This is a genomic window from Pseudonocardia asaccharolytica DSM 44247 = NBRC 16224 (assembly GCF_000423625.1).
GTDB classification, from domain to species: domain Bacteria; phylum Actinomycetota; class Actinomycetes; order Mycobacteriales; family Pseudonocardiaceae; genus Pseudonocardia; species Pseudonocardia asaccharolytica.
The window spans coordinates 364,357-387,064 of the sequence record NZ_AUII01000001.1 but is presented as its reverse complement, the minus strand read 5'-3'; the positions used below and the strand labels follow the sequence as shown (position 1 = coordinate 387,064).

The 22,708-nt window shown below is 71.5% G+C and carries 22 protein-coding genes and 2 pseudogenes; 12 read left to right on the top strand and 12 right to left on the bottom strand.

Features of this window, described 5'->3' with window-relative positions; genetic code table 11:
* Positions 1-56: 56 nt before the first annotated feature.
* Positions 57-860, bottom strand: coding sequence for an IclR family transcriptional regulator domain-containing protein (locus G567_RS0101820; protein WP_028928614.1), 804 nt, complete (start codon positions 858-860; stop codon positions 57-59).
* 132 nt (positions 861-992) lie between these two features.
* Here G567_RS0101820 and G567_RS0101815 point away from each other — a divergent pair, with 132 nt between their 5' ends.
* On the top strand, positions 993-2,288 hold the full coding sequence (locus G567_RS0101815; protein WP_028928613.1) for an amidohydrolase family protein: 1,296 nt from the start codon (positions 993-995) through the stop codon (positions 2,286-2,288).
* Positions 2,289-2,375: 87 nt separating this feature from the next.
* Positions 2,376-2,798, top strand: coding sequence for a VOC family protein (locus tag G567_RS0101810; protein ID WP_028928612.1), 423 nt, complete (start codon positions 2,376-2,378; stop codon positions 2,796-2,798).
* A 10-nt stretch (positions 2,799-2,808) separates the two neighbouring features.
* Here the strand turns inward: G567_RS0101810 and G567_RS36790 are convergent, their stop codons facing one another.
* From G567_RS36790 to G567_RS0101795, 4 genes are all read right to left on the bottom strand, one after another.
* Complete coding sequence (locus G567_RS36790; protein WP_307724126.1) at positions 2,809-3,738, bottom strand: AMP-binding protein; 930 nt, start codon at positions 3,736-3,738, stop codon at positions 2,809-2,811.
* On the bottom strand, positions 3,735-4,340 hold the full coding sequence (locus G567_RS36785; protein WP_307724127.1) for an AMP-binding protein: 606 nt from the start codon (positions 4,338-4,340) through the stop codon (positions 3,735-3,737). The genes G567_RS36790 and G567_RS36785 overlap by 4 nt, the downstream gene beginning before the upstream one ends.
* Complete coding sequence (locus tag G567_RS26245; RefSeq protein WP_051232048.1) at positions 4,321-5,871, bottom strand: FAD-dependent monooxygenase; 1,551 nt, start codon at positions 5,869-5,871, stop codon at positions 4,321-4,323. Before G567_RS26245 ends, G567_RS36785 begins: the two co-directional genes overlap by 20 nt.
* A gap of 257 nt (positions 5,872-6,128) precedes the next feature.
* Entirely contained in the window at positions 6,129-6,941 is an 813-nt protein-coding gene (locus G567_RS0101795) for a PaaX family transcriptional regulator (RefSeq protein WP_028928611.1), read from the bottom strand.
* Between the two features lie 230 nt (positions 6,942-7,171).
* Here G567_RS0101795 and G567_RS0101790 point away from each other — a divergent pair, with 230 nt between their 5' ends.
* The gene (locus G567_RS0101790; protein WP_037055287.1) at positions 7,172-8,365 is read left to right on the top strand and encodes an IS110 family RNA-guided transposase; all 1,194 of its coding nucleotides are present in this window, start codon (positions 7,172-7,174) and stop codon (positions 8,363-8,365) included.
* 73 nt (positions 8,366-8,438) lie between these two features.
* On the opposite strand, the gene G567_RS0101785 is transcribed toward G567_RS0101790, so the two are convergent.
* Positions 8,439-9,101, bottom strand: coding sequence for an N-carbamoylsarcosine amidohydrolase (locus G567_RS0101785; protein ID WP_028928609.1), 663 nt, complete (start codon positions 9,099-9,101; stop codon positions 8,439-8,441).
* Entirely contained in the window at positions 9,101-9,970 is an 870-nt protein-coding gene (locus tag G567_RS0101780; protein WP_028928608.1) for a polysaccharide deacetylase family protein, read from the bottom strand. Before G567_RS0101780 ends, G567_RS0101785 begins: the two co-directional genes overlap by 1 nt.
* Before the next feature lie 146 nt (positions 9,971-10,116).
* Here G567_RS0101780 and G567_RS0101775 point away from each other — a divergent pair, with 146 nt between their 5' ends.
* Positions 10,117-11,217, top strand: a complete 1,101-nt coding sequence (locus tag G567_RS0101775) for a PIN domain-containing protein (protein WP_028928607.1) — start codon at positions 10,117-10,119, stop codon at positions 11,215-11,217.
* A gap of 14 nt (positions 11,218-11,231) precedes the next feature.
* Here G567_RS0101775 and G567_RS26240 read toward each other — a convergent pair whose 3' ends face one another.
* Positions 11,232-11,441 (bottom strand): hypothetical protein, encoded by a 210-nt coding sequence (locus G567_RS26240; protein WP_037055284.1) that lies wholly within the window; start codon positions 11,439-11,441, stop codon positions 11,232-11,234.
* A gap of 210 nt (positions 11,442-11,651) precedes the next feature.
* Here G567_RS26240 and G567_RS0101765 point away from each other — a divergent pair, with 210 nt between their 5' ends.
* The 5 genes and pseudogenes from G567_RS0101765 to G567_RS37005 form a co-directional block, all read left to right on the top strand.
* Positions 11,652-12,584 (top strand): alpha/beta hydrolase, encoded by a 933-nt coding sequence (locus G567_RS0101765; RefSeq protein WP_028928606.1) that lies wholly within the window; start codon positions 11,652-11,654, stop codon positions 12,582-12,584.
* 156 nt (positions 12,585-12,740) lie between these two features.
* Entirely contained in the window at positions 12,741-14,360 is a 1,620-nt protein-coding gene (locus G567_RS0101760) for a flavin-containing monooxygenase (protein WP_281169635.1), read from the top strand.
* A gap of 104 nt (positions 14,361-14,464) precedes the next feature.
* Positions 14,465-15,148, top strand: a complete 684-nt coding sequence (locus tag G567_RS26235; protein WP_051232045.1) for a GntR family transcriptional regulator — start codon at positions 14,465-14,467, stop codon at positions 15,146-15,148.
* A gap of 414 nt (positions 15,149-15,562) precedes the next feature.
* The gene (locus G567_RS0101750) at positions 15,563-16,375 is read left to right on the top strand and encodes a GNAT family N-acetyltransferase (RefSeq protein ID WP_028928604.1); all 813 of its coding nucleotides are present in this window, start codon (positions 15,563-15,565) and stop codon (positions 16,373-16,375) included.
* 100 nt (positions 16,376-16,475) lie between these two features.
* A pseudogene (locus tag G567_RS37005) lies at positions 16,476-17,363 on the top strand (AAA family ATPase); the annotation flags it as partial.
* A 1,154-nt stretch (positions 17,364-18,517) separates the two neighbouring features.
* Here G567_RS37005 and G567_RS37000 read toward each other — a convergent pair.
* Positions 18,518-18,853 (bottom strand): YdhR family protein, encoded by a 336-nt coding sequence (locus tag G567_RS37000; protein WP_161631657.1) that lies wholly within the window; start codon positions 18,851-18,853, stop codon positions 18,518-18,520.
* Positions 18,854-19,043: 190 nt separating this feature from the next.
* Positions 19,044-19,715 (bottom strand): annotated as a pseudogene (locus G567_RS36995) (class I SAM-dependent methyltransferase); the annotation flags it as partial.
* A gap of 339 nt (positions 19,716-20,054) precedes the next feature.
* Here G567_RS36995 and G567_RS26230 point away from each other — a divergent pair.
* Positions 20,055-20,390 carry an SDR family NAD(P)-dependent oxidoreductase gene (locus G567_RS26230; protein ID WP_028928601.1) on the top strand — a complete coding sequence of 112 codons (336 nt, stop codon included), beginning with the start codon at positions 20,055-20,057 and terminating at the stop codon, positions 20,388-20,390.
* Positions 20,391-20,431: 41 nt separating this feature from the next.
* Here G567_RS26230 and G567_RS26225 read toward each other — a convergent pair whose 3' ends face one another.
* The gene (locus G567_RS26225) at positions 20,432-21,127 is read right to left on the bottom strand and encodes an RNA-guided endonuclease InsQ/TnpB family protein (RefSeq protein ID WP_051232043.1); all 696 of its coding nucleotides are present in this window, start codon (positions 21,125-21,127) and stop codon (positions 20,432-20,434) included.
* A 118-nt stretch (positions 21,128-21,245) separates the two neighbouring features.
* Here G567_RS26225 and G567_RS36565 point away from each other — a divergent pair, with 118 nt between their 5' ends.
* The gene (locus G567_RS36565) at positions 21,246-21,641 is read left to right on the top strand and encodes an SDR family NAD(P)-dependent oxidoreductase (RefSeq protein ID WP_051232042.1); all 396 of its coding nucleotides are present in this window, start codon (positions 21,246-21,248) and stop codon (positions 21,639-21,641) included.
* The gene (locus G567_RS0101720) at positions 21,638-22,198 is read left to right on the top strand and encodes a helix-turn-helix domain-containing protein (protein ID WP_028928599.1); all 561 of its coding nucleotides are present in this window, start codon (positions 21,638-21,640) and stop codon (positions 22,196-22,198) included. Before G567_RS36565 ends, G567_RS0101720 begins: the two co-directional genes overlap by 4 nt.
* Before the next feature lie 311 nt (positions 22,199-22,509).
* On the opposite strand, the gene G567_RS35315 is transcribed toward G567_RS0101720, so the two are convergent.
* Entirely contained in the window at positions 22,510-22,656 is a 147-nt protein-coding gene (locus G567_RS35315) for a hypothetical protein (protein WP_211223817.1), read from the bottom strand.
* Between the last annotated feature and the right edge of the window lie 52 nt (positions 22,657-22,708).

Below are 22,708 nucleotides of genomic sequence, written 5' to 3'. Positions count from 1 at the left end.
ACCTCAGGCATCGGTCAAGCTCCGCTCAGTGCCGATGTTCGCTCCGCAAGCTTCGCTCAGACCGCGACGGTGACGTGCGGGACCGCCTCCAGGCGCGCGAAGTCGGCGCTGATCGCGCCCGCGGTGCGCAGCAGCAGCGGCAGATGCTCCTCCAGCAGGCGTTCGGTCGGGGTCTCCGCCGTGTGCGTGTTGACGTTGAGGGCGGCGATCACCTGGCCGGAGCCGTCGCGCAGCGGGGCAGCCACCGAGCGGATCCCGATGGCCAGCTGCTCATCGGTCAGCGCCCATCCCCGCGCGCGGACCTCCCGCAGCTCGACGTCGCGTTCGGCGCGGCCGGGCTGCCAGCGGGGCACCAGCCCGGACCGGCTCGGCTCGGCCAGCACCCGCTCCAGATCGTCGGCGGGCAGGGCGGCGAGCAGGACCTTTCCGAGCGAGGTCGGCAGCGCCGGGAACCGGGTCCCGATCTGCACGGAAAGGCCGACGATCTTGGGCACCGCGACCCGGCAGACATAGACGATGTCCGACCCGTCGAGCTGGGCGATCGAGGACGACTCGTTCGTCCGGGCGACCAGCTTCTCCAGATGCGGGCGGGCGATGTCCCACAGTCCCTGCGAGCGCACGTAGGCGACACCGAGGTCGAGCACCCGCGGGGTCAGGGCGAACCCGCCGTCGCCGGATCGCACGTACCCCAGCTCCCGCAGGGTGAGCAGGATCCGGCGCGCGGTCGGCCGGGCCAGCCCCGTCGCCGTCGCGACCTCGGTCAGCGTCATCAGCGGAACGCCCGGCCGGAACGCGGCGATCACCTCGAGGCCGCGGGCGAGCGCCTCGATGAAGTCGGGCCCTGCGCCCCTGCGCGACATGGCGTCCCCCGCTCGTCGGCCGGTCGGTCCGCACGAGGCTACTGCGCTCGCTTGACAGCGTGACCGCGGCGACCCACAGTACGGCTGACCGAACAGCGGACAGCTGTCCGAAACTGTGGCCGGGGTGCGGCGATGGCGCTGGACGGGGACTTCGCAACGCCACGGCCGGTCGTCCTGCGGGGCGGCACGGTGCTCGCCCTCGACGACGCGCATCGCGTCCTGCCCGGCACCGACGTCCTCGTCGTGGGCGACCGCATCGCGGCGATCGGACCGGACCTGCACGTCCCCGAGGGCACCCGCGAGATCGACGTCCGGGACGGGATCGTGCTGCCCGGCATGATCGACACGCACCGGCACATGTGGCAGACCGCGATGCGCGGCTACGGCGCGGACTGGACGTTGACCCAGTACTTCGTCTGGTACTACCTCGAGTCGGGCAGGCATTTCCGCCCGCAGGACGTGCACGCCGGCAACCTGCTCGCCGCGGCCGAGGCGCTCGACGCCAGCGTGACGACCTGCGTCGGCTGGTCACACGGGCTGCAGACCACCGACCACGCCGAGGCCGCCGTCGACGCCCTGCGCGCGGTGCCGGGGCGGTTCGTGCTCGCCTACGGCAACATCCAGCAGGCGCCCTGGGAGTGGGCGACCTCGCCGGAGTTCCGCGCCTTCGCGCGGCGCCGCATCGACGAGCGCGACGACATGCTCGGCTTCCAGATGGCCTTCGACGTCACCGGCGACCCGGCGTTCCCGGAGAAGGCGGCCTATGAGGTCGCCCGCGAGCTCGGCGTCCCGGTCACCACGCACGCGGGCGTGGGGGGCGCGACCAACGACAACGGCATCCGGCTCGCCCACGAGGCCGGGTTCCTCGACGAGACCAGCATCTTCGTGCACGCCGCCACGCTGGCGGCCGACTCCTACCACCGCATCGCCGCCACCGGCGGCTCGGTCTCGGTCTCCACCGAGAGCGAGCAGAGCGCGGGCCAGGGCTACCCGCCCACCTGGGCGTTGCGCGCCGAGCAGGTGGTCGAATGGGCCACCCGCGGCGGCGCCCGAGCGTTGGGCCGCGACGGCGATCTCGGAAGCGTCGAGGTCGGGAGGAAGGCCGACCTCGTGCTGCTCCGCAACGAGCACTCCCCCGTGTCGTTCCCGCTGCTCAACCCGCACGGCCACGTCGCGTTCCAGGCCCAGCGCGGCGACGTCCACACGGTGCTGGTGAACGGCCGGATCGTGAAGCACGAGCACCGGCTCGTCGGGGTCGACCTGGGATCGATCCGCCGCGAGGTCGAGGCGACGGTGGCGCATCTGCGCTCCACCCTCGGCGAACAGGCGTGGCAGAAGGGCATGAACCCCGACGTCCCCGAGACGAAGATCCTCGACAACCCGTACACCTACACCGACTACGCCAGCGGCGCGACGCACGGGGGCTGAGCCGACCGGTCGCGCCTTTCGCCGGACCGGATGTGGGAGGAGACTCCCGGCGGCCGGGAACTGACCGGGAGCCCACGAGGAGGAATCGTGCAGAGCAGGCTCAACCCATATCTCAGCTTCAAGGACAACGCCCGCCAGGCCATGGACTTCTACCGGACCGTCTTCGGGGGCAAGCTGGAGCAGCACACGTTCAAGGAGTACGGCGCGTCCCAGGACTCCGCCGAAGACGACAAGATCATGCACGCGCAGCTGACCGTCGACAACGGCATCGTCTTCATGGCCGCCGACACGCCCAGCGGCATGGAGTACCGGCCCGGCTCGACCATCAGCATGTCGCTGAGCGGCGACGACGAGGCCGAGCTCTCGGGCTACTTCGAGCGGCTGGCCGAGGGCGGCACGATCACCATGCCGCTCGCGGACGCCCCCTGGGGTGACAAGTTCGGGATGGTGACCGACAAGTTCGGCATCGACTGGCTGGTGAACATCGCCGGCGGGTCGGCCCAGGCCTGAGCCAGGCCCGTCATGTCGTCGCCCGCGCGGCCGCGACGTCGGCTCGCAGCGCCTTCTTGTCGATCTTGCCGACCGTCGTGACGGGCAGCTCGTCGACCAGGACGAGGTGTTCGGGCAGCTTGTACCGCGCCGCCCCGGCCGCCCGCATCGACCCGCGGATCTCGTCGAGGGTGACGGTGGCGCCGAGGCGCGCAACGACGTACACGCAGACCCGTTCGCCGAGCTCGGGGTCGGGCATCGCGACGGCGGCGACCTGGCTGACCTGCGGCAGCTGGTAGACGAGGTTCTCGACCTCCTCGGCGGAGATCTTCTCCCCGCCGCGGTTGATCAGATCCTTGTCGCGGCCCTCGACGACGAGGTTGCCGTCCGGAGTGCGCCGGCAGATGTCCCCGGAGCGGTACCAGCCCTCGGCGGTGAACGCGCGGGCGTTCTGCTCGGGGGCCCGGTAGTAGCCGCGCGGGGTGTAGGGGCCGCGGGTGAGCAGCGACCCGGGCTCGCTGTCGGGGACGTCGCGGTCGTGCTCGTCGACGAGGCGGACCCCGTCGGCCGGGCTGAGCGGGCGGCCCTGGGTGGTGCAGACGACGTCGTCGGGGTCGTCGAGGCGGGTGTAGTTGAGCAGCCCCTCGGCCATCCCGAACACCTGCTGGAGCTGCGCGCCGAGCACGGGCCGGACCTTGTGGGCCAGCTCGTCGGCCAGCCGCGCCCCGCCGACCTGCAGCACCTGCAGCGGCTCGGGCGGGCCGTGCGCGGCGGCGTGCTCGAGCCACCGCCCGGCGACCGCGGGGACGACCGCGGTGTGGGTGACCCCCTCGGCGGCGATCGTGGCGAACGCCCGCGTCGGCTCGGGCGAGCCGAGCATGACGACCCGGCCGCCGGCCAGCAGCGCGCCGAGGATCCCCGGGCAGGCCAGCGGGAAGTTGTGCCCCGCAGGCAGGCTCACCAGGTAGATCGTCTCCGCATCGAAACCGCAGAGCCGGGCGCGCCGAGCGTGCGCAGGTCGACGTGGCCGTCGGCCACCCGCTCGCCCGCGACCAGGACGTGTCGCAGCGGCGCGACCGCGGCGACGAGCTGCGCGGCGAGGGCCTGGTGGTTGAACTCGCGCAGCCGGTCGGGCACGGCGATCGCGGCAGCCTCGGCGTGCGCGGCGAGGTGGGCCAGCTCGGCCCGGCGGTGCGCGGGCAGCGCCATCACCGGCACGATCCCCGCGCGCAGGCAGGCCAGCGTGAGCACCACGAACTCCCACCGGTTGGGTAGCTGCACCACGATGCGGTCGCCGGGTTCGAGACCGAGATCGACCAGCCGGGCGGCCATCGCGTCGGCCCTGTCGAGCAGCTCGCCATGGGTCAGCCGCACGCCCGCAGCGCCGGCGGAGGGCGCGTCGACACCGTCGCCGTCGACGAGCGCGAGCGCGCCCGGGGTGCGGTCGGCGGCCTCGCGCAGCAGCGCGCCCAGCGGGCGCCCCAGCCAGTAGCCCGCCTCGACGTAGGCCCGTGCGACATCCGCGGGCCAGGGCACGACTCCGTCACGGATGGGGGTGGCCATCGGGTTCCTCCTGCCCGTCCTGCGGTGATCGCGACGCGGCTGCGGAGACCACGAGGTCGGCCCGGCCGGAGAGCACCGCGGTGAGCGCGCCGTCGCGGTCGAGGCCGGGGTCGACGAGCAGCGCCCGGACACCGTGCACCAGCCGCGCCTGCTCGCCCACCAGGGTGCGGGTGAACGCCGCCCCGCCGTGCACCGCGACGAGGTCCGCCCCGCGCTCCACGGCCGCGCGCACCCGCGCGAGGACCAGGGGCAGGTCCGCCTCGTCCCGGGGTGCCTCGACCCGCGCCGCACCCGGCGGGACCTCGGCGAGGCGCCGGCCGGGGAACGTCGCGCCGGCGACCCGCAGCGGGGTGTCGAGGGGTTCGGCGCCGTGTTCGCGTCGCCATGCGTCGTGCGCGGCGGCGATGAACCCGGGGTCGCGGCGGGCGAGCCGGGCGTCGGTGATGCTGCGCGACAGGAAGTGATAGGCGAACTGCCATGGCTCGAACGCGTCGTGGTAGCGCCCGAAGTGCTCCCACCACGACAGGCTGGGCCGGGCGGACCCCTGGATCTTGTCGACCGACGGCCGGGCCGTCGCCTCGTACGCGGCGAGCGCTCCCGGCAGGTCCTCGGGATGCGCGACCAGCGCCCGCGCCAGCGCGACGGCGTCCTCCATCGCCATCTTGGTACCCGACCCGACCGAGAAGTGGGCGGTGTGCGCGGCGTCGCCGAGCAACGCGACCGGGCGCGGGTCCAGAGTGGTCCAGCGGGCCGTGCGGCGGGTCCGGAAGCTGCCCCATCGCGAGTTGTTCACCAGCAGCTTGTGGCCGTCGATCTGCTCGGCGAACAGCTCCTCCAGGTAGGCGCGGGTCTTCTCGTCGCTCGGTCCGGGCGGCTGGGTGACGTCGAACTCGCCGAGCCCGGCCGCCCGCCACGACGCCTCGTCGGTCTCGACGATGAACGTGCCGGCGTCGTCGCTGATCGGGTAGCCGTGCACGGCGAACACACCGTGTGGGCCTCGCTCGTGGACGAACGTCAGCCCGTCGAAGGTGTAGTCGGTGCCGAACCAGATAAACTTCGCGGTCGCAGTCTCGACCGCCGACCCGAACGCCGGCTCGAGCCGCTCACGGATCCGCGAGCCCGTGCCGTCGGCCGCGACGACGAGGTCGTGGCCGGGCAGGTCGTCGAGGCCGACCTCGGTCGAGAACCGCAGGTCCGCGCCGAGCTCGCGGGCGCGCTCCTGCAACAGCATGAGCAGGGTGCGGCGCACGATCGCGGCCATCCCGTTGCCGCCGCAGCGGATCCGCTCGCCCTTGAGCCGCATCTCGATGGCGTCCCAGTGCCGGCCGTGGACCTCGAGGGCCTCGCGCAGCACCGGGTCGGCGTCGTGGATGCCGGCGAGCGTGCGGTCGGAGAAGACGACCCCGAAGCCGAACGTGTCATCGGCGCGGTTGCGCTCGAAGACGGTCACCTCGGCGGCGGGATCGGCCTTGCGGATCAGGGCGGCGAGGAAGAGCCCGCCCGGTCCACCGCCGATCACCGCGATGCGCATGCCCTCGACCTCCTCGACACCCCTGCCCGAACCCGACCCCGGCCGGACGGACGGTGCGGCACTCGCCGACGACCTGGACACGGGCTACCACATCGGCGGTGGTCACGCTCCCGGTTCTTCCGTGCGTGAGTCGGTGGTCGGGCGCGGCGCGGGGCAGCCGTCACCTCCGGTAGGCGACAGCTGCCGAAATAATACAACGAAATCATGACGAACGTATATTGATTGACACAATTTCGGGCGAGATGAGCTGTCCGGCGTCAGGACGCCTGCGGCAGTGCTCCCAGCACGCCGTCGACGAACGCCTCGGCCGGCGCGCGCAGCAGTCCATGGGCCTCGAGGAACACCTCGTGCGCGGCCCGGCCCGGCCAGCCCTCCGGTAACAGCTCGGGAGGCAGGTCCGGGTCACGGAAGGGAAAGCGCCGGTAGTCGTGGATCAACCGCATCCGTTCCACCAGCGCGTCCCGGCCGCGCACCGCACCCCCGCGGTAGTCGGCCAGTCGCGGTCGGTAGTCGGCCAGCAGGATGGCGTAGTCCCGGTCGAGCGCCTCGAGGTCCCAGGCGCGGCCCGCCATGTCCCGGTCCGCCGCCAGGCCCTCCGACCGGGCGCGCAGAACGTCCAGGCGCGCCGCCGGCCGGTCGGCGAACTCGGCGCACAGCTGCGCCGCCCGGTCGTGCGGAGAGATCCAGACCGACGGCGCCAGCGCCCCGAACCCCAACCACGACAGGCGCTTGCGCAGCTGCTCGCGCAGCGCCCGCTCGGTCTCCGGGACCTGGTAGATGACCATGTGCCAGTGCCCGTCCCACGGGCCCGCCGCGCGCGCGAAGATGCGCGAGCGGCCCTCGTCGAGCAGGCGCCAGGCGGCCTCGGTGAGCGCGTAGCTGGTCTCGCGCCCCTCGCGGCGGCTGTGTAGCCAGCCCTCCTTGCGCAGCCGGGCGGCGACCACCCGGACGGTCGGCTTCGGCACGTCGAAACAGTCCATCAGCGCCACGAGCGCCCGCAGCCGGACCTCGCTCCCGCGGTAGCGCAGGTAGTCGCCGAACAGGTCGAAGACCAAGGACCGGGCCTTCACGCCCTACCTTCCTGAGTGCACCGGAAGCGGCTTGGATCGCGAGGTGTGCAGGCGGGACGGGGATGGCTGACATCAGAGCTGCCCTCGATGGCCATAGGTGGCTGTTCCCCCCGTCCCGTCGCCTGCTCTCGACCGCTGATTAGGCAGGGCGACGAATCGCTGCGTAGGGCGTGGACGGCGGGTGCGGGCTGTACCTGCATTCCTGCGAATAAGGAGGTTCCGTCGTGCCAATGGCTGTGGGAATCGACGTCGCGAAAGAGGTGCATTGGATCGTCGTGGTCGACGCCACCGACGGCACCGAGTTGCTCAGCCACCGGCTGCGCAACGACCCACTCGAGATCAACGCGACGCTCGCCGAGATCAACGCGTTGGCCGCCGCACACGGCCGAGCCACCGTCGGACTCGACATCGTCGGTGGCATCGCCGGGCTGCTCACCGCCACGGCGGCCGCGGCCGGCCTGACGCTGGTCCACGTGCCCGGGTTGGTGGTCAACCGAGCGCGGCGAGCCACCGTCGGCGGGGAGAACAAGAGCGACCCCCGCGACGCGCGGGTGATCGCCGACCAGGTCCGTCACCGGCCCGAGCTGCGGCCGATCACGATCACCGACGAGCAGATTGCGCAGCTGCAGGTCCTGGTCTCGCGCCGCACCGACCTGGTCACCGAACAGACTCGCCGAGTGCAACGACTCCGCGAGCACCTCGTGGCCATCTTCCCAGCTCTGGAGCGCACCACCGACCCGACCAACCACTCGGACCTGATCCTGCTCGCCCGGTATGTCACCCCCGCCGAGATCCGCGACACCGGCGCCGGCCGGATGCGTGCGTACCTGCGCGACGCAGGCGTGAAGACCTCCCGTGCAGACACGCTGACCAAGCGGGTGCTCGCGGCCGCCGCTGATCAGACCATCGAGGTGACCGGCCAGTCGATCGTCGCCGAGATCGTCCGCGAGCTGGCCGAGGAAGCGCTGCGGGTCCGGCGTCGACTGCGCGAGATCGACACGCGCATCGGTGCGGTCCTCGACACTCATCCCGACGCGGAGCTGATCACCAGCCTGCCCGGTATGGGCCCGACGCTGACCGCCGAACTGCTGGCCACCACTGGCGGTCTGGCCCGATTCGACACCGGTGACGAGCTCGCCGCCGCAGCCGGGCTCGCCCCCGTACTCCACCAATCCGGCAGAGTGCAGTTCCGCCGTCGAGCCACGACCGGGAAACGAGCCCTCAAACACGTCTTCTACCGCTCGGCATTCTGCGCCCTCAGCAGCCCAGACGCCGCCAGCAAGGCCTACTACGCGCGCAAACGCGCCGAAGGAAAATCCCACCACCAGGCCGTCATTGCGCTTGCCCGACGACGAGTCAACGTCCTCCACGCCATCCTGCGCACACGTCAGCCCTACCGGCCGATGATCACGGCAGCCGCTTGACAGAAGCATTAGACAGCCACCTCCCGCAGCCGGCCTCAGGATATCCGTGCTGATTCAGCGGCGGGCGTCGTGGTTATGTAGCACTCAGCCGCGTGCCGAGATAAGCCGTCGCCTCGGCGAGACCGACCACGTCGCCGTACTTGGCGTCGATGTCGAACAGGCTGGCGTGATGTGCCAGCTCCGCCCGGTCCCCGACCGCGTCCTCGACGACGATGGTGTGCAGCCCGTACGAGCAGGCGTCCACCGCGGTTGCGCGGACGCATCCGCTGGTCGTGCAACCGGTGATCAGGAGCGTGTCGATCCGCCGCGACAGCAGCCGCGCAGCCAGATCGGTGCCGAAGAAGCACGAGGCGTACTTCTTCACCAGGACCATCTCCGACGGCTTGCGGCCCAGCCGCTCGTCGACCTCGACCCACTCGCTCCCCTCGACGAGGAACTTGTTCGACGGGATCTTGCGGATCCACAGCCCGGCCTCCTGCAGGTCGGAGTCGTACTCGATGGTCGAGAAGATGATCGGGACGCCGGCCCGCCGGGCCGCGTCGAGCACCTCGTTGGTGGCGGCCAGCTGAGCGTCCAGCTCGCCGGCCAGTGGGGAACGCGGATCGGTGAACCCGCGAATGAGGTCGATCACGATGACCGCCGGCCTGCCGCCGAACCCGACCCGGCCACCGAAGCCCCGGGCGCGGAAGTCCGCCCGCAGCGCCGCGTACTGCGCGACCAGATCCGGGCCGGCCATCACGATGCCCCTCCCGTCGCACCGTCGTAGTGCTCCGCGATCTCGTCACTGGTCGTCAACCAGACCCCGGGCCGGTTCGCGATGTACTCCAGTGCCTGGTCGAGATACCGGTGCCGGAACGGCTGGCCGACGATGAACGGGTGCAGGCACAGGGCCATCACCCGGCCGCTGTCCGCGGAGTCGACGTAGAGCTGGTCGAACTGATCCTGCACGATCCGCAGGAACTCCGGTCCGCTCAGGTTCCTCCCGGCGAACAGCGTGACGTCGTTGAGCTCGATCGAGTACGGCACGCTCAGCATCCCGGGCACGTTGAGCCGGAACGGCTGGTCGTCGTTGCACCAGTCGAGCACGTAGCGCAGCCCCAGCTCGGCCAGCAGCGCCGGCGTCTCGAACGTCTCGGTCAGCGCGGGCCCGAGCCAACCGCGGGGGCGCCGTCCGGTTGCCTTCTCGATGGTGTCGACGATCTCGACGAGGTAGGCACGCTCCTCCTCCCGCGACATCCCGGCCTGAAAGGTCGAGTTGTCCCGCCCGTGTGCCACCCACGCCCAGTCCCGGGCTCGCCCCGCGTCGATGATCTGCGGATAGTGGGTGCAGACGTCGGAGTTGAGCAGAACGCTCGCCCGCATCTCGTATCGGTCCAGGCTCTCGGTCAACCGCCAGATTCCGACGCGCGCCCCGTAGTCGCGCCACCCGTAGTTGAGCGGGTCGGGTACGAGACCGGCCGTGCCGGGGAAGATGCTCGTCGACGGCCGGTCGATCCGGTAGTGCTCGACGTTCAGTCCGACGTAGAACGCGACCCGGGCGCCGGCCGGCCACCGCAGCGGCTCGCGCTCGACGATCGGGCTGTAGTCGAAGAGCTGGACGTCCATGGCCTCACCTCGTGACGGCGCCCGCCGGGCTTCCTCAACGCTGAGCCCATTCACTCTGGATGACAGAGCGAGCTTCTGTCCAGGGTTCGGCCGCTCTGCGGCGCGGTGCCGCTAGGCTCCGGATCGTCCGATCAGGGAGGAGCCGCGTGAACGGCGACGACGAGAGAATCGCCCTGTTCCTCGACTACGAGAACCTCGCGATCGGGGCCCGCGAGGGCCTGGGCGTCGCCCCCTTCGACATCGGTCCCGTCGCCGACGCGCTCGCCGAACGGGGCCGGGTCGTGGCCCGGCGCGCCTACGCCGACTGGTCGTCCTTCGACGAGGACCGCAGGCTGCTGGCGAAGGCCCAGGTCGAGCTCATCGACATCCCCCAGCGCCTCGGTGGCTCCCGCAAGAACGCCGCCGACATCAAGATGGCCGTCGACGCGATCGAACTCGCCTACGAACGCGGTTTCATCACCACCTTCGCCATCGGCACCGGCGACTCCGATTTCACCCCGCTGGTGCACAAGCTCCGTGCCCTCGACAAGCGGGTGATCGGTATCGGGGTGCAGTCGTCGACGTCGGCGCTGCTCCCCCCGGCCTGCGACGAGTTCCTCTTCTACGACCGGCTCCCCGGTGTCGAGCCGTCCGCCGAGCCCCGGCGGGGCCGCGGACGCGCCCGCCAACCCGCCACCCCACCCGCGCCGCCCGTGCTGGCCCCGCCAGCGCCCGCGGACGAGGTTCTCCCCGTCGAGGAGGCGGCGACGAGCACCCGGCCGGACAGTGACGTCGGCACCCTCGTCGCGCGCACCCTCGCCGGGCTCCAGCGCCATACCGACGGGCCGGTACTGGCCTCCCGCCTCAAGCGCGCGATCCTGCGCAAGGACCCCACCTTCGACGAGGCCGACCACGGTTTCCGCGGGTTCGGTGAGCTGCTGCGCAACCTCGAGAGCCGGCATGTGGTCGAGCTGGTCGAGGGCATCGCCAAGGGCGATCCCCAGGTCACCTTCCCGGAGGACGGCTCCGCCGACGACGACGCGTTCCGGCTGCTCGTCGACGTCGTCGCCGGGCTGCAGGCACCCGGAGCGGGACCGCAGCTCAGCGGGCTCAAGGACCAGCTGCGCAAGCGCGTTCCCGACTTCAGCGAGAAACGCCACGGCTTCAACAGCTTCCTGTCCTTCACCAGAGCCGCCCAGGCCCGCGGTCTGGTCACCATGGACTGGGACGACGGGGCCGGCGACTACCGGCTCCGCGTGCCCGCCTGAACGGCGCCGGCCGGTCAGCCGACCGGCTCGATGTGGGCCTGCACGGTCCGTCCGCCGGCCGAGAGCCACCCCTTCCGTCCGGCGTAGTCGATCATCGCGCGCCACTGGGCATCCCAGTCGGAGGCGCGTGCGGCGGCCCGGGCACGGGCGTGCAGAACCTCCACGTCGAGCAGCGCGAGGGCGTCCTCGCCGGTGACGGTGTCGGCCTCGAGGCGGACGATCATGTGTTCTTCCCTCCGGTCACCGGGTTCGCGGGCGCTCATCGGCACAGCGCGCATCGTTCATGGTCCCGGGTGGTATCCCCGGCCCTGGTGATGCATCCGTTTGAGAATGCAGGATGCATTTCTCACCCGTCCAGCCCTGCCCCTGATGGCGCCGCCCCAGTAGCTTCCGTGGCGAACATCACAACAGTGCCGGCCAAGACGAGGTGAGCCATGGCTCTCGACGAAGCGACCACGGCGTTCCTGTCCCAGATGGCGGAGAGCGGCATGAAGCCGCTTCACGAGATGACGCCCACCGAGGCCCGCGGCCTGGGCGCCACGCTCCGCGAGATGTACGGCGCAGGCCCCGAGGTGGCCCGCGTCGTCAACGAGACCGTGCGGGTCGATGGCGGGGACATCGCAGTGCGCATCCTCGCGCCCGAGAAGCCGCGCGCAATGATCGTCTACTACCACGGCGGCGGCTGGGTCATCGGGGCCCTCGACGAGTTCGAGACGCTGGCCCGGCAGATCGTGCAGCGTACCGGCGCCGCCGTCGCGCTGGTCGACTACCGGCTCGCCCCCGAGCACCGCTATCCCACCGCCGTCGAGGACGCCCGGGCGGCGCTGCGTTGGACGCGGGCGCACCTCGACGAACAGGGACAGACGCTGCCGCTGATCGTCGCCGGGGACAGTGCGGGCGGCAACCTCGCCGCGATCGTCGCGCAGCGCGCCAAGGCCGAGGGCGGGCCGGAGATCTCCCTGCAGGTGCTCGTCTACCCGGTCACCGACGCCGACGTCGACAACGCCAGCTACCGCGACCCCGAGAACCAGCTCATGCTCACCCGCGACTCGATGATCTGGTTCTGGGATCACTACGCGCCGGACACCGCGTCGCGGCAGCACCCCGACGCGTGCCCGATCAAGGCCGAGGATCTCTCCGGCCTGCCGCCCGCCGTGGTCCTCACCGCCGAGCACGACGTGCTGCGCGACGAGGGCGAGGCCTACGCCGACGCGCTGGAGAAGGCCGGCGTCCCCGTCCGACGCCGCCGCTTCGCGGGGCAGATGCACGGCTTCTTCACGATGGTCAACGTGCTGCCCGGCGCCGCGGCCGGGCTCGCGTACGTGGCCGAGGAGATCGACCGGCACCTCGCGACGGCCACGGCCTGACCCGACGACCGACCACCCCCGAACACCATCCCGGCCCGGCCCACCGGTGGCGGCCCGAACGCCGCCACCGGTCCCCGTGCTGCGCTCACGCTCCCTGACGAACCTCGCAACGACGCCAGGACAGCGGCCGACCCGGCCGCGATCAGGAGGATGCCCATGACCGCCACCCGAACCCTCGACGCCCTCATCGTCGGAGCCGGACTCTCCGGCCTCTACCAGCTGTACCGCCTGCGGGAGCTCGGGTTCACCACCCGCGTGCTGGAGGCCGCCGACGGCGTCGGCGGCACGTGGTACTGGAACCGCTATCCCGGGGCCCGCTGCGACGTGGAGAGCATGTCGTACTCCTACTCGTTCTCCCCGGAGCTGGAGCAGGAGTGGACCTGGACCGAGAAGTACCCGACCCAGCCTGAGATCCTGGGCTACGTCAACCACGTCGCCGACCGGTTCGACCTGCGCCGTGACATCACCTTCAACACCCGTGTGACCACCGCCCACTACGACGAGGCGCGTCGGCAGTGGCGGGTGGAGACCGACACCGGTGAGTCGATCGACAGCCGGTACCTGATCATGGCGACGGGTTGTCTGTCGACGTCGAAACTGCCCGAGATCCCCGGGCTGGAGAGGTTCCAGGGCCCGACCTACCACACCGGGCACTGGCCACACGAGGGCGTCGATTTCTCCGGCATGAACGTCGGCGTGATCGGCACCGGGTCGTCGGGCATCCAGTCGATCCCGATCTTCGCCGAGCAGGCCGCGACGCTCACGGTCTTCCAGCGCACGCCGAACTTCTCGATGCCGGCCGGGAACCGTCCGCTGTCCGAGGACGAGATCGCGGAGATGAAGGCCAACTACCGGGATTGGCGCGAGGCGCAGCGGACCTCCGGGTTCGGGGTGCCGGTTCCGCTGCCCACGAAGTCGGCGCTGGAGGCCTCCGAGGAGGAGCGCAACGCCGTCTATCAGGCAGGGTGGGACAAGGGCAACCTCGTCGCGATCCTCACCGCGTACACGGACTCGATCACGGACAAGGCCTCGAACGACACGGCGGCCGAGTTCGTCCGGCGGAAGATCCGCGAGACCGTGACGGATCCCGAGGTCGCCGAGACGCTCTGCCCGACCAGCTACCCGTTCGGCACCAAGCGGCCCTGCCTGGACACCGGGTACTACGAGACGTTCAACAAGCCCCACGTGAGCCTGGTCGACCTGCGCAAGACCCCGCTGGTCGAGATGACCGAGCGCGGCGTGCGGACCTCGGAGCGGGAGTACGAGTTCGACGCGGTCGTCTTCGCGACCGGCTTCGACGCCATGACCGGCACACTGGGCGCGATCGACATCCGCGGCAAGGGCGGGGTGGCGCTCAAGGAGAAGTGGGCCGAGGGTCCGCGGTCATACCTGGGGCTCACCGTCGCCGGCTTCCCGAACCTGTTCACGATCACGGGCCCGTCCAGCCCCTCGGTGCTGTCGAACATGATCGTCTCGATCGAGCAGCACGTCGACTGGGTCAGCGACTGCCTGGCCTACCTGCGTGAGCGCGGGCTCGCCGAGATCGACGCCACCGTCGAGGCCGAGGACGCGTGGGTCGCACACGTCGAGGAGGTCGGCAACGCGACGCTCTACCCGACCGCCGACTCCTGGTACATGGGCTCGAACGTGCCGGGTAAGCCGCGGGTGTTCATGGCCTACATCGGCGGCGTCGGCGTCTACCGCCAGCTGTGCGACGAGATCGCGGCGAAGGGGTACGAGGATTTCGCGCTCGAGGGGGCGTTGGCCCGCGCCTGACCACCGCGACCCCGGACCGGACCGGCGGGCGGCCCGACGACGTGCCGTCCCCGGTCCTCCTGCCCTCTAGCATTCGGGTGCCGAGCCGATGGAGGAGCGCCGCGATGTCCTATGCCGTCCCGTTGACCCGGCGCGAGGCGATCGTGCGCCAGCTCCGCGACGAGATCGTCACCGGCACCCTGTCCCCCGGCACGGTCATCAAGGACGCCGAGCTCGCCGCGCGACTCGGGGTGAGCATCACCCCGGTCCGCGAGGCCATCGCCCAGCTCGCCGCCGAAGGGCTCATCGACATCGCGCCCAACCGCGTCCGACGGGTCACCCACGTGACCCAGAAGAACGCGCTCGAGCTGATCGACGTCATGGGTGTGCTGGCATGCGCCGGCGTCGAATGGGGGGTGGACAACCTCACCGAGACCCACCTGGAGCGGATGCGGCAACGTCTCGACGAGTTCGTGACCGGCCTGCAGCGCGGGGACGTGACGGCCGCCGCCGCGGCGGGCGCCGACGTCAGCACGATCATGATCATGGCGAGTGGGAACCGGGAGCTGCAGACCCACGTCGACCTCGTCGTCGCCCGCACGTTGCGGCTGCTCGCCCTCAACTCCGACAGCGACCTGTGGCAGATCTGGATCGACGGGTACCGCGAGACGCTCACGCTGCTGGAGGGTGGCGATCGACCTGCGGCCGTCGAGCGCTACCGCGCCATCTACCAGGAGTACCGGGCGCGCGTGCAGTCCCTGCTGGTCGAACCGCCCTCGACCAGCGCAGGCCCGCCGCACGCGGACTGAGCCACGTCGGCGACGGAGCGACCACACCGGATCCGGTCCATACGCGAAACCTCCATCGCCGGTAGCGTGCTCGACGGTCCGGCAGCCGTTCCTGGCCCGCGCTGCCGCGGCCGGGACGGCGGTGGATTCCGGCGGCGTCGGCGAGCCCGCGGGCGGTGAGCTGCCGCGCTGCGTCAGGGTCCGGTACAGCCCCAGCCGGGCGCCCAGGTAGATCCCGAACAGCTCCAGGGTGCCGGCGGTCGCCTCGATGAGGCGCTCGTCGAGGGTGGTGGCGGACATCGGGTGCTCCTTCGTCGGTGTTGCCTGCACCCGGACAGGCGGGAGGATGGCCCGCACGCCGGAAGGCCGAACCTCACGGCCGCTCGATCCGCGTGCGGCCTTGTGGCCCGGCGGACGCGCCGTCATCGTTCCTCCATGAGCGCGTCGATACTCCCGCCGGAGGGCGAGCACCTCACGACGGGATGGGAGCCGGACCTCCCGCCCGGCGATACCCTGCTGCGGCAGGCGGTGCTCGTGCATGCGTCCTGGCCGGTGGCGGTCGCGCGCGCCGCGGGGCGGCCGGGGCGATCCGGGGCAGGGTGGGCGGGCGGCTGGATCGGCGACCGTGGGGCACTGACGAACCCGGTCGTGTTGATGCAGCCGCTGACTCGTCCCGAACGCACGCTCGCCGACATCGCCGATCTGTTCCCATCCCACGTCCCCTACGCGTTGATCAGCGCGTGGCCCACTCCCGATCTACGACCGCACGGGCTGGGGCTGGTCGGGCACCCGCCGCTGATGGTGCGGTTCCCGGGTCCGCCGCCGGGGCGGCCGGGTTCGGCGGTCGAGGTGCGCGAGGTCCACGACGCGGACGGGCTGGCGCTTGCCGAGCGGGTTCTCGTCGAGGGCTACCCGATGCCGGAGCTCGAACCGTTACAGCCGGGGGACCTCCTCGGACCGGCGCTTCTGCAGGCCGATACCAGGGTGTGGCTCGCGTGGCTGGAGGGTTCGCCAGTCGCGGTGGCGGCGGCCCACTCCCATGGCGGGATCACGCTGGTCGAGTACGTCGCGACGCTGCCGGTGGCGCGCGGTCGGGGGGCCGGGGCGGCGGTGACGTGGGCCGCCACGCTCGCCGATCCCGAGGCACCCGCGGTGCTCATCGCCAGCGACGACGGGCGGCCGGTGTACGAACGGATGGGCTATGTCGCCCTCGAGAGATGGACTGTCTGGCTCCGCCCGGAGCGCTAGTCGGCTCGAAAGCTGCGATCAGAGCTGCCACCGGATCGGGTCGACGGGCTGGTAGGAGCACCACGTTCCGGTCCGCACCGCCTCGCGCAGGTGCCGGCCCATCGCCGGATGTGACTCTCTGGCCCGCCTGGCCAAGTGGCGTCGGCAACTGCAGGAGGAGTGGTTCACCCTGCGCCTGGCCGCGGGACAGGCCGGGCCTGCGCTGCCCGATCTGGAGCTGGCGGTGAGTGCCGACCCGCTCCGGGAAGGCCTGAGCCTCCTCCTCGCCCGGGCGTTGCAGGACCTTGGACGCACCGCGGAGGCGTTGCGCGCGCTCGACGGGTTCCGCCGCCGGATGGCCGACGACTCCGGCCTCGACCCGAGTCCCGCGCTGGCGGACCTGCGGCGGCGCCTGCTCGCCGGCGGGCGCACACCGCGCCCGCCGCCGGCGCCCACCGGTTCGCCCGAGTCGCGCCGCAGGGTGGCGGGCGGGAAGTTCGTCGGTCGCCGCGTGGAACTGGGCCGGCTGCTGCAACGGGTCGGCGAGGCCGATTCCGGCCGGGGCGGGGTTGTGCTGGTGGCGGGTGAACCCGGGATCGGCAAGACCCGGCTGCTGGCCGAGCTCGACGCGGTGGCCACCCGCCGCGGGGCGCTCGTGCTGTCCGGCCGATGCCTTGGCGGGGCGGGAGCAGGTCCGTACCACCCGTTCGCGGACGCGCTCAAGGACCTGCTGGCCGCCGGCCACGAGAGCACGCCCGCGGACCTCGCCGCCGTTGCCCCGCTCCTTCCCCGACGGGCCAGGCCGGCGGCCGAGCAGCCCTCGGGACCACGCCTGCAGCCCGACGAGCTGCGGCTGCGGCTGCTCGATGCGGTGGTCCGATTCCTGCTCTCGCCGACCAGGACGCGCACCGTCGTGGTGACGATCGACGACCTGCACTGGGCCGAATCGAGCACGATCGCCATGCTGCGTCACGTCGCCCGGAGCACGCGCGATGCACGGCTGGTGCTGATCGGCGCCTATCGCGGCAGCGAGCTGGCGGCCGATCATCCGCTCAGCGACGCGCTGGCCGAGCTGCGCAGCGAAACCGAGTGCACGGCCGTCCAGCTCGGCGGGCTCGAGCCGTACGCGGTGGATCGGCTGCTCGGTGCGACCGCGGGCCGCCCGCTCGCGGCCGCGCTGCCCGGCGCCCACCACGGCGTCGAGCCGGCGCTGGAGGCAGCCGATCTCGCCCGGACGGCCGGCGCCCACGACGAGGACGCCCGATTCCTCCGTCTCGCCCGCGAGCTCGCGCCGCCCGGGGACTCCCGGCTGCCGGAGCTGCTGGCCCGCTCCGCGATCGCGCTGGCCTGGTCGCTGCGATTCGACGAGGCGGTCACGGTCGGCCGAGCCGCGGTGGAGGCCACCGCCCGCGACAGCGGTTCTGCCGCCGTCGCCGCCGAGATCGCGACCACCCTCGCCGCAGCGGGGAGCAACGTGCACGCGTGGCAGTTGACGCAGCTCGGGCTCGGCTTCGCCGAGCTCGAGGCGTGGGCCGACCAGGCAAGCTGGGCCGCGTTGACCTTGCTCGACCTCGATCGGCGCGAGGCCACCGACCCCGCCAACCCCGGCATCCCGCTCGACGTTCCCGAGCGCCGCCGTGCACTGTGGATCCTCAGCGAGTCCGGCCGCCTTTCCGGGCGCGCCGACCTGGGGCGCTACGCGATGGCCGCGGTGTACGGCAGCCGAGCACGGCTCCCCGACGACGCCGCCGACGACCCGACCGTGGCGTTGCTGCTGGTCGGTGACTTCGCCGCGGCCCTGCCCCGCTTCGCGGCCGATGCGGTAGCCGCCCAGAGCCGAGGCCAGCTTGCCTGGGAGCTGTACTGCCGCTCCTGTGTCGCCCGGTGCCACACGGCGCTCGGCGATCTGGCTGCCGCGACGGCGGCGTTGGGGGCGGCCGACGCCCTCGCGGCCCGGGTGCCGACGGACCGGATGAGCTGGCAGCTCACCACCCACATCGGAGCTCGGGACGCGCTGGCCATGGCGCTGGATACCGGGTGGGAGCAGTCGATCACGCAACCTCGGCGACGGCCAGGCTGCGCGCCCGTTGGCCGCTGCCGCCGCCGAGCAGTTCCGGACGTTGGGGATGGCCGGATGGGTGCGCCGGGTGGCTCGGGTGTCGCTCAGGCCGCGGGCCGCGCAACGAGATCCGCGACCGGGCCTCCGGTGATCGATGTCGGAGCCGCCAGCACCGCCATGGTCCGAGTGTGCAGGTCCACGAACCGCGGATCCGTCACCAGGATCTGCGCGAGACCCTCGCGCAGGTACCGCTCGACGTCGGTCCTGCTCTCCCAGAGGTAGACCCCGCCGTAGGCGTGGTCGTCGTCGGGATCGGCGAGGAAGATCTTGCTCACCAGGCCGGGCACACCGCCGTACTGGGTGGCGACCTGGGCGTTGACCTCGGCGAACTCCGCCGGGCTCAGGCCGTCGAGCCGGAATGTGATGATCTGTACGTACATCGATGTCTCCCTGTGGGTTGTGGGGTTGTCGGCTCCCGTGCCCGCCGGGTTGGGCCAGCGCGCACGGCGTACACACCGAGGTGGAGATCGCATAGTTCATCCGGACCACCGGGTTGCCGATGCCGTCGCAGAGCCGGTCGGTCGACCAGGGCTCGACGGCCACGACGATGCCGCCGTCGGTCAGCGACGCGTGCGCGCGGCGGAGCGCGGAGGGCGGGTCGCCCATGTCGTGCAACGCGTCGAAGAAGACGATCACGTCGAACGCGCCGGGCGTCGTGCCGGTGGCGGCACCGACCTCGAAGGACACGTTCGGCGGGTTTCCCGCCTCGACGGCCTTGGCCTGCGCGGCGGTGATGGAGGGCTCGTGGAAGTCCACGCCGACGAACGTCGATGCCGGCCAGTGCCGCGATATCAGCAGCGTGGACACCCCGTGGCCGCAGCCGACGTCGGCGACCCTGACACCGGCGTCGAGCCGCTCGACGAGGCCCGGTACCGCGGGGAACCAGGTGGTCGGCAGCTGGTGCAGGTAGGCGGTGCGGAAGAACCGCGCCACGCCGGAGTGCAGCGTCGAGGGGAACGCTGCCCAGTCGATGCCACCCCCGCCGCGCAGCGCCCGTTCCAGGTGCTCCAGCGTCAGGTACTGGGCGGCGACGACCTCGGCGGCGGGGATCACGTAGGCCGGTGACTCTGTCTCGGCCAGCACCATCGCGTGCTCGATCGGCAGCTCGTACCGCTCGGCCGCGGGATCGTAGGTGAGGTAACCGGAGACCGTCTGTGCGGCCAGCCATTCGGTGACCAGCCGGGCATTGAGGCCGGTGTCGGCGGCGATCTCGGCCGCGGTGCGCGGCCCGGTACCGGTCATCGCCCGGTAGAGGCCGAGACGGTCGCCGATCACCGTCATGGCGGTGGCCGCCGCGGCCGAAAGGTCGGTGCCGAACTGCCCGGCGAACTGCTCGATCCGCGTCTCGTCGACCTGGGTGGGGGTTGTGGTGGTTGTCATGCGCTCAGCCTGCGCATCTGCACTTGCCCGGCGCTTGACCGCGGCTTGCCGGACTCTGTCAGCGACTGACCGAAGATTTGAATCTTCAGTCGATCGAGTGGTACACACCACAGGGCGGGCGGTCAGCGCCGACCGTCCGCCCCGGCCCCGTTGGACTCACGAACTCGAGGAGGAGCGACGGGGAAGTTCGACGGGAAGGTCGTGCTGATCTCGGGGGCCGCCCGCGGTCAGGGGCGGTTGCACGCGGTGACGTTCGCGAAGGAGGGCGCCGACATCATCGCGTTCGACATCTGCCGGCAGTTCGACACCGTCGAGTACCCGATGGCAAGTGCGGACGACCTCAAGGAGACCGCGCGGCAGGTCGAGGAGCTCGACCGGCGCATCGTCGCGCGCGAGGCCGACGTCTGTGACCTCGCGGCGGTGCAGGAGGTCGTCGACGAGGGTGTGCGCGCGCTCGGGCGCCTCGACATCGTGTGCGCCAACGCCAGCATCGCCGGGTCGAGAACACCTGGATGTTGGCTTCCTCCCCACGCCTAAAGGCGGGGGATTCCCTGCCTCGCGGCAGCGACCTTCCTGCTTCAGCGACGACTGCCTGCCGGGGCTTCCGCCCTGGCCGGTCTCACACCGTCTCCACAGGCGAGCACGGCCAGCCCGGCCGCTCTCACGTTGCGGGCCGCGTTCACGTCGCGGTCGTGGACCGCCCCGCAGGGGCACGTCCACTCCCTGACGCCCAGCGGCATCTTGTCCTGCCCGGCCCCGCCCACCGAGCACAGCTTCGACGACGGGAACCAGCGATCGACCACGACCAGGTCGCGGCCGTACCACTGGCACTTGTACTCCAGCATGCCCCGCATCTGTGCCCAGGCCGCGTCGGAGATGGCGCGGGCGAGGGAGTGGTGGCCGAGCATGTTGCGCACGCTCAGGTTCTCGATCACGACCGCTTGGTTGTCGCGGACGAGCCGGGTGGTGAGCTTGTGCAGGTGATCACGGCGCCGGTCGGTGATTCGCGCGTGCACGCGGGCCACCCGGCGGTGAGCCTTGGCTCGGTTGTTCGAGCCCTTCTGCGTGCGGGCGAGCTGCCGCTGGGCCCGCGCGAGGCGGGCCCGGTCGGTCCGTTCGTGCCGCGGGTTGGTGACCTTCTCCCCGGTCGACAGGGTGACCAGGGAGGTGCTGCCGGCGTCGAGACCGACGACGGAGTCCGTGGCCGGGCCGTCGTGCACGGTGACCTCGCACCGCAGGGACACGTGCCAGCGGCCGGCCGGGTCGAGCGACACCGTCGCGGTAGCGGAACGCCGAGCGGGTGTACTCCGCGGACTGCTTGCCGCGCTTGCGGGACTTGTGCCGGGGGTAGCGGGCGCGCTTGTCCCAGAAACTCACGAACGCCGTCTGCAGGTGCCGCAGTCCCTGTTGGAGCGGCACCGAGGGCACCTCGGTCAGGAACGCCAGCTCCGGGTCGCGTTTCCACTCGGTCAGCAGCGCCGACGTCTGGTTGTAGTTGACCCGCCGCTGCTCCAGACCGGCGACGGCGGGTCGATCGTGATCACCAGCTCCACCGCGGGCATCAAGGGGATGACCCACACCGCCCACTACGTGTCGGCCAAGCACGGGCTCGTCGGGCTGATGCGCACGCTGGCCAACGAGCTTGCGCCGCACTCGATCCGGGTCAACACGGCGCACCCGACGGGTGACCGCTGGACGCGGGTTCTACGCAACGTCCCGCCCGTAGAGCTGGACCGCCGTCCATCGTGCTGGACAAGGACCGCGCGGTGCGGCACGGTGCCGCCGTGAACGGCAGCGCGATGGTCGGGCGCAACGTCCGGCGCATTCGGCACGAGCGCCGCCTCAGCCTCGGCGGGCTCGCCCAGGCCGCGGGGCTGGCCAAGCAGACCCTCGCCAACCTGGAGAACGGGACGGGCAACCCGACGATCGAGACGCTGTTCGCGGTGGCTCGCGCCCTCGACGTCGGCGTGACGTGGTTGCTCACCGAATGGGGCACCCCGGTCTACGTGCAGCGCCGACGAGGCCGAATGGACCCAGAACGGCACCGACGAGTGCGAACCCTCGACCAGACATACGGATCGGGCCAGGTCACCACGTTCGTCATGGAGCTCGTCGACGGTCGTCCTGAGGTCCTTCCCGCCCTGCCGACCGGCGCTCTCCTGCATGTCTTCGTCGTGGCGGGCTCCGTGGTCGCGGGTCCCGTCGGACAGGAGACGACGGTCGCCGAGGGGGACTTCATCCGATTCCCCGGAGATCTCCCGCATCTGTTCCGCTGCACGTCGGGCCGGGCGGTGCTGCACGTCGTCACGACCGTTCCGCAAGTGCAGCAGTTCGCCAGCGGTTGATCGAGTTACCGGACCGCATCGTCCAATGAAGTAGTCAAGTGTCCATCTTGACCCATCCCTCCCGTATGGGTGGATGGTCTACATCACACGTGCGTATGTCGAAGGAGCTGTATGCGGTACTGCGACGTCGCGATTCCGTTGGGACATACCTGGTCCTCGCCGTTCGCGAAGTGGCAGGGCACATTGGCCGATTTGTCCACTGTGGACGTGGCGACCGCGGTCACGGCGCGCGCCCTGGCCGACCGCCGGGTGGATCCCGCCTGGTTCGCCGGCATCGTCTTCGGCTGGACCGTGCCACAGCCGGACATCTTCTACGGCGCTCCGACGCTGGCCGCGAGGCTCGGCGCGACCGGCATCTCCGGGCCGATGGTGAGCCAGGCCTGCGCGACGAGCGTCGCCGCGCTGCATGCGGCCGCGGGCGCGGTCGCGGCCGGTGCGGGGCCCCAGCTGGTCGTCACCGCCGACCGGATCTCCAACGGGCGCTGCTCAGCTGGCCCGCGCCCAGCCGGC

Excerpts from the sequence above, each read along its gene's own strand:
- G567_RS0101820 (WP_028928614.1), bottom strand. The coding sequence starts at position 860 with ATGTCGCGCAGGGGCGCAGGGCCCGACTTCATCGAGGCGCTCGCCCGC.
- G567_RS0101815 (WP_028928613.1), top strand. The coding sequence starts at position 993 with ATGGCGCTGGACGGGGACTTCGCAACGCCACGGCCGGTCGTCCTGCGG.
- G567_RS36785 (WP_307724127.1), bottom strand. The coding sequence starts at position 4,340 with ATGGCCACCCCCATCCGTGACGGAGTCGTGCCCTGGCCCGCGGATGTC.
- G567_RS26245 (WP_051232048.1), bottom strand. The coding sequence starts at position 5,871 with ATGCGCATCGCGGTGATCGGCGGTGGACCGGGCGGGCTCTTCCTCGCC.
- G567_RS0101790 (WP_037055287.1), top strand. The coding sequence starts at position 7,172 with ATGGCTGTGGGAATCGACGTCGCGAAAGAGGTGCATTGGATCGTCGTG.
- G567_RS0101785 (WP_028928609.1), bottom strand. The coding sequence starts at position 9,101 with ATGGCCGGCCCGGATCTGGTCGCGCAGTACGCGGCGCTGCGGGCGGAC.
- G567_RS0101780 (WP_028928608.1), bottom strand. The coding sequence starts at position 9,970 with ATGGACGTCCAGCTCTTCGACTACAGCCCGATCGTCGAGCGCGAGCCG.
- G567_RS26240 (WP_037055284.1), bottom strand. The coding sequence starts at position 11,441 with ATGATCGTCCGCCTCGAGGCCGACACCGTCACCGGCGAGGACGCCCTC.
- G567_RS0101765 (WP_028928606.1), top strand. The coding sequence starts at position 11,652 with ATGGCTCTCGACGAAGCGACCACGGCGTTCCTGTCCCAGATGGCGGAG.
- G567_RS0101760 (WP_281169635.1), top strand. The coding sequence starts at position 12,741 with ATGACCGCCACCCGAACCCTCGACGCCCTCATCGTCGGAGCCGGACTC.
- G567_RS26235 (WP_051232045.1), top strand. The coding sequence starts at position 14,465 with ATGTCCTATGCCGTCCCGTTGACCCGGCGCGAGGCGATCGTGCGCCAG.
- G567_RS0101750 (WP_028928604.1), top strand. The coding sequence starts at position 15,563 with ATGAGCGCGTCGATACTCCCGCCGGAGGGCGAGCACCTCACGACGGGA.
- G567_RS37000 (WP_161631657.1), bottom strand. The coding sequence starts at position 18,853 with ATGTACGTACAGATCATCACATTCCGGCTCGACGGCCTGAGCCCGGCG.